Source organism: Rhodospirillales bacterium, from assembly GCA_023898805.1.
Classification (GTDB): domain Bacteria; phylum Pseudomonadota; class Alphaproteobacteria; order Micavibrionales; family UBA1664; genus UBA6145.
Map to the genome: position 1 here is coordinate 920,335 of CP060260.1, position 14,100 is coordinate 934,434.

A 14,100-nucleotide genomic window follows, 5' to 3' on the forward strand; every position below is an offset into this window, starting at 1 on the left:
GAAGCATCCCGACCGTGGCGAACGGGGGTGTAGCTCAGCTGGGAGAGCGCGTCGTTCGCAATGACGAGGTCGTCGGTTCGATCCCGATCACCTCCACCACGCCCGGTCGTATTTAAGGCATTTCGTTTAAGGCATTTCGAAAGGCTGTTTTTTCATTCCGTGTTGTTATGTTGGCCGACACCCGTGTCGGCCCTTTTTGTTTTTGTTCAGCGTGCCGTGTGACCACGCGCCACCAGACAAGAATTAACAATCAACGTCCATGAACGTTAACGTTCGTAAAGGTTTTGCGGTTAAAAAATCCAATACATTTCAATTGGTTGACAGAAAAAATCCACATTTGCCACATTTTTGCCGCAATTTAATGCGACATATTAACCATTCGTTAAATAAATTTGTATGCAAGCAACCCGGCGCGTTTATTGGCGCTGGAGGATGACAATGGCATTAAGAAGCGTACCACCCACGGGTTCCTATACGGCGACTGGCCGTAAGCAGCGCGAATTCGCCGCGCTGTACGAACAGGCGCGCCGCCATTCAGGCAACGATAACGGCGGCAACAATCGTGGCGGCACGAATTCCGGCGACCGGGGTGGCCATGACGCCGACAAGGCAGCCGAGGAACGTCAATCCCTCGAAAACCTGCATAACAGGGTCGATACGCTGCGCGGTGAAATTCTGGTTCGCGTAATGCAGGCCGCCAGCACCGATCGTTACGAGGACTCGGCCAGAATGACAGGCGAGATCACGCGCATGAGCCGCAGTCTCGATACGCTGCGCAAAAAACTCCATCAGGAAGAAGAGCGCCTCTCTGGCAAGCTGATCGACGTCGAAGCCTGAGAGAACACTGAAAGATAAGTATAAAAAGCACCTAGAAAGGTGTTTTTTATTATCAAAAAAACCAAAACACATATTAAAGTGAAAAATACACAAATTTAGACAAACAAGAACCCCGATCCTCATTGCCTCCACCTGCGCCCGAAGGCGAAGATCTCGACGGCAACGAGCATCGGGGCCCGTTTGGAAATCGCGGATACCAAGCACGGCGTAATCGTCCGAAGACGAAAGCGGGTGCAAAGGTGCCGCCAGTTTCCGATCATCAGTCCGCCAGTTATTGCGCTTTCGGGTGCGACCCTCTTCCGCCTGGCTTTCCGGCGCGGCCACCAGGGCCCGCCTAGATTATCGTGGCGATGAACCACGCGTCGGATCGAAAACGTTTCGTCCGGCATTGCGGGACAGGGTCGAGGGCCAACACGTGATCCGGTTCTGGCTTGCGACGTTTTTGCGTGCGCGACCACGGGTACAGCCGACCGGGGGATGGCCCTATTATACCTATCCCTTGAGCTTCCGGCGTTTGGACTGGCGGGACGTACCCGCCGCGTCTTCCGGAACCCCGGACCCTTTCCAGGGGGCCCGCAAAACGACTATCTCTTACGAAACAGCGCATTTTGTTGACTTCAATCAACCAGAATCCGCATCCCCCGTCGAGTCATTTTTTTGTATTTTTGACGTATTTACAAACACTTATAAGATATTCAGACAAAGGGTAACATCCTTGTTTATATAGGCGGTTTTAAGATCGTCCGCAAACTTACCCACAGCTTGACCCCATGCCGCGATTAAAAAAAATCGCAATAATATTTTAGGATTATGGGACTAAAAACCGGTACTCATTCAGAATGGCACCCTGTTTCTACATGGCATCGCTTCTATAATTGTAAAAAACTCAGACATCGAATCCATCATGCCGCCTACAAAAAAAACTAAATCCGCCGCCCTGCCCGATCTTAAACGTCAGCACGCCTATATCGCCGGGAAATGGGTGGCCGGCAGCACCGGTAAAACCTTTGCGGTCGTAAATCCAGCCAATGGAAAAACCGTCACCCGGGTCGCCGATTGCAATGCGGCGGACGCAAACGCCGCCATCGTCGCGGCAAAAGCCGCCCTGCCTGACTGGAAAGCCATGCTGGCCGGCGATCGTGCGGCGATCTTGATGCGCTGGTTCGACCTGGTCAGGGCCAACGCCGAAGATCTGGCTACTCTACTTTCGACCGAACAGGGTAAGCCGCTGGCCGAAGCACGCGGCGAAATCGCCTATGGCGCCAGCTTCATAGAATGGTTCGCACAGGAATGCCGCCGCCACTATGGCCGCACGATTCCACCCTTTCGTCACGGGTCCCGTCCCGTTGTCACCCATGAACCGCTGGGTGTCTGCGCCGCGATCACACCCTGGAATTTCCCGAATGCGATGATCACCCGCAAAGTTGCGCCTGCGCTGGCCGCTGGCTGTACCATTATCCTTAAGCCAGCGCAGGAAACACCGCTTTCCGCCCTCGCCCTCGCGGCGCTGGCGGAAAAGGCAGGCCTGCCATCCGGCGTCCTTAACGTCCTGCCGACCAGCGCGGCGCAGGACGTGGGCAGGGTCCTGTGCACCCATCCCGACATCCGCAAGCTTTCCTTCACCGGCTCAAGCGAAGTGGGCCGCAAACTGATGGCGCAATGCGCCCCGACCCTCAAGCGCCTTTCGCTTGAACTCGGTGGCAACGCACCCTTTATCGTCTTTGACGATGCGGACTTGAAAGCCGCTGTAAATGGCGCGATACAAAGCAAGTTTAGAAACTCGGGTCAGACCTGTGTGTGCACCAACCGCTTTTACGTTCAAAGGGGCGTCTACGACGCATTTGCGTCCGATCTGACCAAGGCGGTTCAGGCGCTGAAGACCGGCGACGCGTTTGCCGACAATGTCGCGATCGGCCCGCTGATCAATACCGACGCCCTGACCAAGGTGGAGGACTTGGTAGCCGATGCCTGCGCCCGTGGGGCCAAGGTTTCATGCGGTGCACGGCGCGACAAAAAGGGCGGCCTGTTTTACGCCCCGACGGTCCTGACCGGGGCGAAACCGTCGATGAAACTGGCCCGGACCGAAATCTTCGGTCCCGTGGCCGCGCTTTTCCCCTTTGACGACGAAGCGGATGCCATCACCCAGGCCAACGCGTCCGAACACGGACTGGCCGCCTATGTCTATACAAACGACATCGGGCGCGCCTATCGGGTCAGCGAGGCTTTGGAATACGGCATGGTCGGTGTCAACGAAGGGCTGATGTCGACCGCAACCGCCCCGTTTGGCGGCGTCAAACAATCGGGATTCGGGCGCGAGGGTGGGCTGGAGGGGATCGAGGAATATACCAGCCCCAAATACACCTTGTTCGGCGGGATTTAACCTCGTCTTAAAGCTGCTTTCAGTAGACTCGAAACACAATCGCCAGACCACGCGGCGATCAGGGCATTTTTCCTGCCTTGTTTTTATTTTAACATAATTATTGACATGGGGTCAGTCTTCCCATAAAAATAATGCGTTTCCGGGAAAGCAGATATTGCATTTTACGGATATTCGGATTACAAAAACGGGACTTTCCCGCGACATACACTAGAGGGTGTGACAAATGAAAAACGGCGCCAGCGTTCAGCAATGCGATACCAACACGACCAGTTACGTCATCCAGAAGCCCTGCATGGGCTCGAACGTGATGGTCGAACTCTCGAAGGATGAGCCGACCGCGTTCAACTTCGGGGTCGAAGACATCCGCGCGATGAAACTGCTGGGCGACGGCGGCATGTTGCTGACCTTCAACGATGGCTCGACGCTGACCATCACCAACTTCGCGCAGGCGAAGGACCACTTCCCGTTCACTGACATCGCTTTGAGCGACGGTACGGTCATGAACCTGCAAAAGGTCGCCATGGGCCTTGCGGACACCCTCCCGCAGGACACAGTCGCCGACCTCACCATCCTTAAGCCGCAAGGCACGCTGGCCCAGACCGAATTCACCCTGCAACAGGGCAAGACCTACACCCTCGGCTTCGACATGAAGGAAGTGGCCGCTGTCGATCAGCATGGCTCCGACCTTGTCGTCGCCTTCAAAGACGGCACCCAGCTTACCCTGCATGATTACGCCGAAGTCAACGGTTCGCCCCTGCCGCCGCAGATGACGCTTGCCGACGGCTCGGTCGTTCCCGCGGCCCAGCTGATCAACGTCCTCAACGTCGCGGCCGCCGAACAGATCAAGACGGTCGAACCCGCGGCTGGCGAGGAATCGCACGCTGCCAAGCACGTCGCGGTTGAAAAGCCCGTTCAAGTGGCGCAAGCCGATGTTTCGGCCGAAAAACTCGCCCAGATCGAACCTGCGGCCGGCACCGCCGCCGCGGCCCCGGGTGGCAGTGGCTACGGCTTCAACTCCTCGGTCGACCCGGTGTCGATCGGCACGCTTTCGCCGGTCGGCCCGATCGGTGTGACCGCGCTCGCCTTCGGCCTGCCGACGCTGCAGGAAGGGCCGACGGTCGTCACGCCCGCTGCTGTTCCGCTGGCCACGGCGACCCTGTCCGCGAACAATACCTATACCTATGAAGATACGCCTGTGAATCTGCAGATCGCGGGTGCCGGCTCCAACCCTGCCGGTCAGACCTTGACGGTCACCATTTCGGGCATCCCGACCGGCTGGACCGTCGATATCGGCGCTTCGGGCGGCGGCACTTATAATCCCACGACCCACACCTATACCATCACCCTGCCCCAGGGGCACACCTATCAGGGCGGCCCCGTGCTGATCCCGCCGCACAACTCGGATGCGGATATTGCACAACCGACCAACCCGCCGCTGCACGTCACGATGGTGGCAACCGATGTTGGCACCGGCGCGACAGAAATCGTCGAAAAAGATATGAACGTCATCGTCGACGCTGTCGCCGACCAGCCCGATCTGGCCGTCGTCAACGTTTCCGGCTCGGATAACGTGCCGCTGGCGCTTGATATCCACGCGGCCGTGACCGATACCGACGGCTCCGAGGTTCTGACCACCGCGACGCTCACCGGCATCCCGGCTGGCTTCACGCTTAACCACGGCACGCTCTCGGGCGGTGTCTGGACTGTAAACGCGGCTGACCTCTCCGATCTCAAAATCACCGCGCCGCGCGGCTATGACGGTTCGTTCGTTGTCACCGTGCGTGTCAACAACGAAGAAGCGCATTTGACGGACCAGGAAATCACCCTGACCAACAACACCAACTTCAACGTCGAAAGCTTCCTGGTCACCTTTGTCGACACCACGCCGGTCGTCGGCAATTCTCAGGCCACGGTCGACGACACCAGCCTTTCTGCCGGTCCGAACGTCGTTAACGGCAGCGTGTCGATCAACTACCAGCTCGACACCCCCGGCACGTTCGCGCCGACCAGCACCTTCTCGGCCGGCGGCTCGCTTGCAGGCGGACACCTGTCCTCGCACGGATCCCCGGTCACGGTGACGCTCTCGGGCAACACCTACACCGGTAAGGACGCAAACGGCACCACCGTCTTCACGCTGGTCGTGAATTCCGATGGTACCTACACCTTCACCCAGCTTCATGAACTGGATCACGCCGATCCGAACAACCCGAACGACTCGATCTCGCTCAACTTCACCGTTGCCGCGACCGATGCCGACGGCGACACGGCCAACGGCGTCATCACCATCAACGTGCTCGACGACGCGCCGATCGCCGCCAACGACACGCTCGCGACCGACCACACCGCGACCGGCAATGTCACCAGCAACGACACTCTTTCGCAGGACGTTTCGAACACGGTGACCCAGGTCGTCTACAACGGCACCACCTACACGGTTCCCACCACCGGCACCGTCACCATCGCTGCGGCCCATGGGACGCTGGTGATCGATGCGACCGGCCACTATACCTACACCTCCAACAACTCCGGCCCGGGCGACGACGTCTTCCGCTACACGCTGCGCGATTACGACGGCGACACGTCGCAAGCCAACCTGACCGCCACGGTGACCGACATCGACACCATTCCGGTAGTTGGAAACTCTGAAGCGACGGTTGATGAAACCGCGCTTCCCGGCGGCCCGAACGTTGCCACTGGCACCGTACCCGCCGACTATTTCGCCGATGCGCCGGGCGCGATCACCGCGGTCAACAACTTCTCGGCCGGCGGTTCGCTGCTGGGGGGTCATTTGTCTTCGCACGGCTCGCCGGTTGCGGTCACCCTGTCCGGTAACCAGTACACCGGCAAGGATGCAGGCGGCACCACCATCTTCACGCTGGTTGTCAACCCAGACGGCACCTACACCTTTACCCAGTATCATCAGCTCGATCACGCTGACGGCTCCAACCCGAACGACGTCATCGACCTGAACTTCACCGTTCGCGGGACCGATTCCGATGGCGATTTTGCCGACGGCACCATCACCATCCACGTACGCGATGACGCACCGATCGCCAACAATGACGACTTCGTGTCCTCGACGGGCACGGCCACCGGCAACATCATAGCCAACGACCATGTTGGCGTCGACACGCCGGGCCGCGTCTACGACGTCACCTTCGGCGGCGAGACCAAGACCATCCCGGACGGCGGCAGCGTGACCTTCGCCAACGCCTCGGGCACCCTGGTCATCAACAGCCTGGGCCAATTCACCTTCACCCCGCCGGTCGCGGGTCAGGGGACCAGCTTCACCTATCACCTGATCGACTTCGACGGCGATAAATCCGTTGTCGACGCCAACCACGGCCACGTCACCATCGACACCAACGGCGTGCCCACCATCACGGGCTCGGCGGTTACGGTCGATGAAACCACCATGGCAGACACCGGTACCGCGCAAGTCGCGCACGGCACCTATACCTACAGCTACGGCGGCGACGGTCAGGGTACGACCGGCGGTATCGCGGCTGTGGCCTACACGGGTCCGGCGCTGAAATCGCAAGGTCAGGACGTGACGGTTACGCTTTCTGGCAACACCTTCACCGGCAAAGTCGGATCGGTCACCATCTTCACGATGGTCGTCAACACCGACGGCACCTACACCTTCACGCAGTTCAAGGAACTGGACCATCCGAATCCGAACGACCCGAACGATGCGCTGAATCTGGGCTTCACTGTCCGCATCACCGACTCGAACGGCGACTCCGCGATTGGCACCCTCACCGCCACGGTGCTGGATGACGGCCCGGTTGCCAACAACGACACGTTCATCTCGTCGAGCGCGACGGCCTCGGGCAACATCATGGCCAACGACCATGTCGGTGCCGACACGCCGGGCCGCGTTTACGACGTCACCTTCGGCGGCGAGACCAAGACCCTGCCGGCGGACGGTTCGAGCGTGACCTTCACCAACGCCTCGGGCACCCTGGTCATCAACGCCTCGGGCGCCTTCACCTTCACCCCGCCGCTGGCGGGCCAGGGTGCGACCTTCACCTATCACCTGATCGATTTCGACGGCGATAAATCCGTTGTCGACGCCAACCACGGCCACGTCACCATCGACACCAACGCGATCCCGATCGTGGGTGACTCGGTCGTCGTGACTGACGAAACATCGCTGATCTCGGGTCCGTCCGTCACGACGGGCACTGTTTCGGCCTCGTTCTTCGGCGATGGCCCGGGTGTGATTTCCGCGGTCAACACCTTCACGTCCGGCGGTTCGGAAATGAACGGTCACCTGACCTCGCACGGCTCGCCCGTAACGGTCACCCTGTCCGGCAACACCTGGACCGGCAAGGATGCGAACGGAACGACCGTCTTCACGCTGCAACTGGCGACGGATGGCTCGTATACCTTCACCCAGTTCAAGGAACTGGACCATGCCGACCCGAACAACCCGAACGACATCATCAACCTGAACTTCACGGTCAAGGGTACGGATGTCGATGGCGACTCCGACACCGGCATTATTACCGTCAACGTGCGCGATGATGCCCCCTCGGCACTGGATGACACCGTCAACATGCCTTCGGGCACGATGACGGCGACGGGCAACGTTCTTGCGAACGACACCCCGGGTCAGGACGTTCCGGTTCCGGTTGTCTCGGTGGTCTATAACGGCACCACCTACGCCCTGCCGCAGGACGGCTCGAACGTGACCATCACGGGTGCCCACGGTACCTTGGTGATCAATTCGACCGGTGCCTACACCTACACGTCAAGCAATACGACGACCGGCACCGATCAATTCACCTATACGATCCGCGACTACGACGGCGACAGATCGACGGCGCACCTGAACGTGACCGTCACCGACATCAACACCGTACCGGTGGTTGATAACTCGACGATCTCGCTCGACGAAACCAACCTCGACGCCGGTCCGGTCGTCATGGGTGGTCAGGTACCTGTCAATTACTTCAACGACGGCCCGGGTACGATCACGGCGGTCAACCAGTTCTCGGCTGGCGGTTCGCTGATGGGCGGTCACCTGACCTCGCACGGCTCGCCCGTGACGGTCACCCTGTCCGGCAACACCTGGACCGGCAAGGATGCAAGCGGCGCGACCGTCTTCACCCTGGTCGTAACGTCCAGCGGCGCTTACACCTTCACCCAGTTCCACGAACTGGATCACGCCGACCCGAACAACCCGAACGACGTGATCAACCTGAACTTCACGGTCAAAGGGACGGACGCTGACGGCGACTCCGACACCGGCGTCATCACCGTTCAGGTGCTCGACGACGCGCCGGTCGCGATCAACGACAGCTTCCTGTCCTCGACCTCGACGGCCACCGGCAACATCATGGCCAATGACCATGTCGGTGCCGACGTGTCGGGCCGCGTCTACGACGTCACGTTCGGCGGCGAAACGCGCACCCTGCCGGCCGATGGCTCGAACGTCACCATCACCAACAGCGCGGGTACGCTTGTTATCAACAGCACGGGTCAGTTTACCTTCACCCCGCCGCTGGCGGGTCAGGGCGCGACCTTCACCTATCACCTGATCGATTTCGACGGCGATAAATCCGTTGTCGATGCCAATCACGGCACCGTGACGGTCGACACCAACGGCGTGCCTGTCGTAACGGATGCCTCCGGCACCGTTATGGAAGCCGGCTCGCATGACGTAAACGGAATCGTGACCGCCAACTTCTTTGGCGACGGTCCGGGCACCTTCGTAACCTGCGGCGACTTCTCCGCCACAGGCTCGCTGATGAACGGCCGGCTGACCACGGGCGGGGTTGCCATTACGGTAACCAACACCGGACACGGCTATGTCGGCACGGCGAACGGCCAGACGGTCTTCACCCTCGACATCGCGGCCAACGGCACCTATACGTTCCACCTGCTCAAACCGCTGGATCACGGCAATCCGAACGATCCGAACGACGTGATCGACCTGAACTTCCAGGTCTGCGCGGTCGACAAAGACGGTGACGTGGGTCACGGCACGCTGGCCATCCACGTTGTCGACTCAGGGCCCGTCGCGACAAGCGATCTGGTCAATTACTGCGCCAACGATTACTTCCACAACGGCAACCTGATCACCGGCTTCAACCCCGGCGGCGGAAGCGCGGGCGTGGATGTTCTGGGTTGGGATTCGCCGACCACGGTCTACGCGATCTCCAGCACAACCGGCGGCACGCACGGTATTGCGACCACGGGCGTCACCGAAATCGACGGCCAGCACGGCAAGCTGTACGTGTTCTCGAACGGTGCCTATGTCTACTATGCCTCCGACGATGGCCAGTACACCGACACCTTCACCTACTACCTGAAGGACTACGACGGTGACACTTCCTCGGCGACACTTTCGGTCACCGCGCAAAGCAGCCACTCGGCCAACGCCTCGATCATCGTGGTGTCGGGCACGACCTACGGCGACGACGGCAACAATGCGCTGATCGCCTACGCCCAGGGTGTCAACGACACCGTTTATGCGGGCGGCGGCGACGACGTGATCATGACCTGGTCCGGTAACGACACGATCCACGGCGGTGCCGGCAACGACGCCATCTTCGGCGAATACGGTGCCGACCAGCTGTGGGGCGATGCCGGGGCCGACATCTTCGTCGCGCACCGCGCCGATATGGATGGCGGCGTGCAAGGCAAGTTCTACGACACCGTGCATGACTTCAACACCGGCGAGGGCGACGTGATCGACCTGACCGCGCTGATCGACAACGGATCCGCGGCACAGGCCTCGATCAACAACTACGTCCGCGCGGTCAGCGAGAACGGCGGCACGATGCTACAGGTCAACAACAACGACGGGTCTGGCTGGCACGACGCGATGTTTGTCGCCAACCACACTTCGCTCGACGTTCAGACCTTGTTGCACAACGGCAACCTGGACGTCTAAGAGACGACTCGTGAGTCATAAGTCATTGTCAGGGGCCGGAAAATTCGATCCGGCCCTTGCCAAAATAGGTTTTATGGTGTATCGCATACCACGTCAGTCATTCAAAAGCAGGGGTCTTGCAGTGAGCAACAAATTCAAAACGCTTCTTTTGTGCAGCGCGCTGTCGCTGGGCATCTCTTTTACCGCGATCTCCGCTTCGGCCGAGGAATTGAGCCTCGAAAACGCGGTCTCCCGCGGCATGATCACCAACCCGGAATACGGCGTTGTTGCGAACAACCGCATGGCCACGCAGGAAGAATACCAACAAGGTCGCGGCTTGCTGCTGCCTTCGGTTGATCTGCGCGCATCCGTTGGTCCAGATTGGAACAAAAACGTTACCACCCTGGGCAACGGCAAGACCAACGGTCAGACGCGCGAAACCTACGATTACTCGGCCACGCTGACACAAAATCTGTTCGCAGGTGGTGCGCACATGGCGGAAATCAACCGTCAGGAAAAGCGCGTCGAATCCGCGTCATGGCGGGTTGAGGAAACGGCTCAGCTGGTCGGCCTGTCGATCGTCCAGTCCTACCTTGAAGTGATGCGCCAGCGCGACCTGCTGCAAATCGCCAAGGACAACGTGGCCGAGCATATGAACATGCTCAATGAAATCCAATCCGGCGCTCAGGCCGGCCGTTCGACCGAAGCCGACGTGAATCAGGCCGAGTCCCGGGTGGCATCCGCCCGCGCGCAGGAAGCCGATGTTCGCCTTGCGCTCCGCGATGCGGAATCCCAGTTCATCCGCTACACCGGCGAAAAGCCCGACATTCTGGTGATGCCGAAAGTCCCCTCTGACCAGCTTCAATCCTCGGTCGACGAGGCTGTGGACGCGGCAACGGTCAATTCTCCCACTTTGGGCATCTACGAAGCCGATGCCGATGTCGCCTGGCAGGAATATCAGGCCACCAAGGCGAATTTCCTGCCCAAGGTCGACCTGCAATTGCAGGGCCGCCAATACAACGACCTTGGCGGCGTGATTCAGGTGGCGAAAAACGCCAATGCCCAGGTGATTGCCAACTGGAACATCTTCCGCGGCGGAATCGACACCCATAACAAACGCGAAGCGGTCTACCGCCACGCGCAAGCCAAAGAAAACCGCGCCGAACAGGCCCGCGTGATCGAGGACAATCTGCGCCAGTCCTGGGCCTCGATGGTCGCGGCCGGCGAACGCGCCAAGGAATTCAACGCGCAGGCCGATTCCAACGCCAAGGTGGTCCAAGGCTATAAGGACCAGTTTGAACTGGACCGTCGTACCCTGCTCGACGTACTCGACGCCCAGAACGAGCTGTTCGTCTCGCGCTCCAACGCGGTCAACGCCCAGTATCTGGAAATTATCGCGGTCTACCGCATTCTCGCTCTGGAAGGGCGCCTCCTGTCCACGCTGGGCGTAAGCTCGCCGCGTGAAGCCAACACCACGACCACGGTGCTGAACTAAAGCTTCGGACTTAAGGCCTCTTTTTTTCCACGAATTCATGATAAACTGCGCCCGCGAACGGCGCAGTTTTTCTTTTTCCGGAGACACTCCTTGTCCAAATCATCCAGCACCCCGCCCGGCGGCACCCCAAAAAACCCGGCGCGCGCAGGCGCACAACCCGCCTCTGCCTCACAACCGCAGACGCAGCCGCAACAGCAACAAAACACGGGCAAACAGCCGCAAACCCCCGCGGCACAGACGCCGGCGGCACAGGCCGCCACACAGGGCGTCACCCGCGAAAGCGTTGCCTGGCCGCTGGAGGCCGACCGTCTCGCGGTCAAGGATGCGCTGCTGGAATGCCTGCAAATCGTGTCGGGCCTGTATGGACGCCGCATTTCGACGACCGCGCTGGCCGCGGGCCTGCCCATCCCGCGCGAGGGTGTGACTCCGGCCCTGTTCATTCGCGCCGCCGAGCGCGCCGACCTTTCGGCCCGTCTGGCCGAAAAATCGCTCGATGCGATTGCCATCATGCCCAACCTGCCCTGCATTCTGGCGCTGGAAGGCAATCAGGCCTGCATTGTCTCGGAAATCCTGCCCCCGCGTGGCAAACAATCGGTGGGCGACCGTAATGCCGGCGCGCATCCAGACACGATCTTCCGCATCATCTTGCCCGAAACGCCGGATGAAATGCGCGAACTGCCGCTGCGTCTGCTGGCGAAGGCCTATACAGGAAACTGCTTTTTCCTGCGCCCGGTTGCACGGCTCGACGACCGTGCCGGCCCGGCCGAGATCGAGGAAGGCCGCGACTGGTTCTGGTCCGCGATCCGTGAAAACAAATCGATTTACATCGAAGTAGGCCTTGCCGCGATCGTCATCAACATCTTCGCCGCGATCTCGCCGCTGTTCGTGATGAACGTTTACGACCGCGTGGTACCCAACGGCGCCTTCCCGACGCTCTGGGTTCTCGCCATCGGCATGGGCTTCGCCTATATCTTCGACCTTGCGCTTAAAAACCTGCGCAGCTTTTTCATCGACGTCGCTGGACGACGCGCCGACGTCAAGGTGTCGGGCCGCATCTTCGAACAGGTGATGGGCATGAAATTGACCGAGCGCCCGGCCTCGGCGGGTGTGCTGACAGCCCACATGCGCGAATTTGATTCCCTGCGCGATTTCTTTACATCGGCCACGATGACGGCACTGATCGACATGCCGTTTTCGATCATCTTTCTTATTCTTGTCACCATTCTTGGCGGCTGGGTTGTTTTGCCCGTACTGGCGGCGATCCCGATCGTCATCGGCCTGTCCTGGTTTAAATCCCGTCATATCGAAGGCGTGATCCGTCAATCCATGGCCGAAAACGCACTTAAAAACGCGCTGCTTTTTGAAAGCGTGACGGGGCTTGAAACCGTCAAGGTTCAGGCCGCCGAAGGCCACCTGCAAAGACAGTGGGAGGAATTGACCAACCGCGCTTCGCGCACCAGCGTCAAGATGCGGAAGATCACTTCCTCGATCATGTACTGGGCATCCTTCATCCAGTCGATAGCCAGCATCGGTGTGATTATCGTCGGCGTCTATATGATCGCGGCCGGACATATGACCACCGGCGCGCTGGTCGCATCCTACATGCTTTCCAACCGCGCGCTCGCGCCACTTTCTCAGATCGCGGGCCTGATCGTCCGCATGAAGCAAACCAGAGAATCGCTTCAGCAGCTTGAAAACCTGATGCTCAAAAAGGTCGAACGCCCGCGCGGCCGACACTTTATTTCGATGCCCACGGTGCGCGGCAAGATCGAACTGCGCGACGTCGTCTTCGGCTATCCCAACCAGACCGTGGCCGCGCTGGCCAACGTTTCGCTGACCATCAACCCCGGCGATCATATCGGCATTATCGGCGCGGTGGGTTCGGGCAAGACCACCCTGCAACGCCTGGTGCAGAACCTGTACGAACCCGTCTCCGGCGCGGTGCTTCTGGATGGGACGGATGTCCGCCAGATCGATCCCGGCGATTTGCGCCGCGCCATCGGCGTGATTCAGCAACGACCACAGCTTTTCTACGGCTCGGTGCGCCAGAACATCACCATGGGCCATGAAACCGTCTCCGACCGCGCCGTCATCCGCGCGGCCGAACTTTCCGGCGTGATGGACTTCCTGCGCGACACCCAGCACGGGCTGGACACGCAGGTCGGCGAACGCGGCGAGGCGCTTTCCGGCGGTCAGCAACAGGCGGTCGCGGTCGCCCGCGCCCTGCTTTACGATCCGCCGATTTTGATTATGGATGAACCGACGTCTTCCCTCGATCCGGCATCGGAAATGCGCCTGATGCGTCGGCTTGAGGTGCTGGTGCGTGCGCGCACGGTGGTCCTGATCACGCACAAGGCCACGATGCTGACACTGGTCGACAAACTGATCCTGATGGATCGGGGGCGTATTCTTGCCATGGGGCCGAAGGACGAAATCCTGCGCCGCCTTCAGGCCGGCGAATTCGGCGGCTCGAATACCGCCCAGGGCCAGGACCGTTAAAGGAAT

At 60.0% G+C, this 14,100-nt stretch carries 5 protein-coding genes and 1 tRNA gene; all 6 read left to right on the forward strand.

Annotated elements, in window-relative coordinates; translation table 11 throughout:
* Positions 1–23: 23 nt before the first annotated feature.
* Positions 24–99: transfer RNA gene (locus H6866_04590), tRNA-Ala, on the forward strand.
* A gap of 339 nt (positions 100–438) precedes the next feature.
* Positions 439–837 (forward strand): hypothetical protein, encoded by a 399-nt coding sequence (locus tag H6866_04595; protein ID USO08492.1) that lies wholly within the window; start codon positions 439–441, stop codon positions 835–837.
* A 904-nt stretch (positions 838–1,741) separates the two neighbouring features.
* On the forward strand, positions 1,742–3,217 hold the full coding sequence (locus H6866_04600) for an NAD-dependent succinate-semialdehyde dehydrogenase (protein USO08493.1): 1,476 nt from the start codon (positions 1,742–1,744) through the stop codon (positions 3,215–3,217).
* 223 nt (positions 3,218–3,440) lie between these two features.
* Positions 3,441–10,121, forward strand: coding sequence for a cadherin-like domain-containing protein (locus H6866_04605; GenBank protein ID USO08494.1), 6,681 nt, complete (start codon positions 3,441–3,443; stop codon positions 10,119–10,121).
* 121 nt (positions 10,122–10,242) lie between these two features.
* Positions 10,243–11,595 (forward strand): TolC family outer membrane protein, encoded by a 1,353-nt coding sequence (locus H6866_04610; protein ID USO08495.1) that lies wholly within the window; start codon positions 10,243–10,245, stop codon positions 11,593–11,595.
* Positions 11,596–11,685: 90 nt separating this feature from the next.
* Positions 11,686–14,094, forward strand: coding sequence for a type I secretion system permease/ATPase (locus H6866_04615; GenBank protein ID USO08496.1), 2,409 nt, complete (start codon positions 11,686–11,688; stop codon positions 14,092–14,094).
* Positions 14,095–14,100 lie beyond the last annotated feature (6 nt).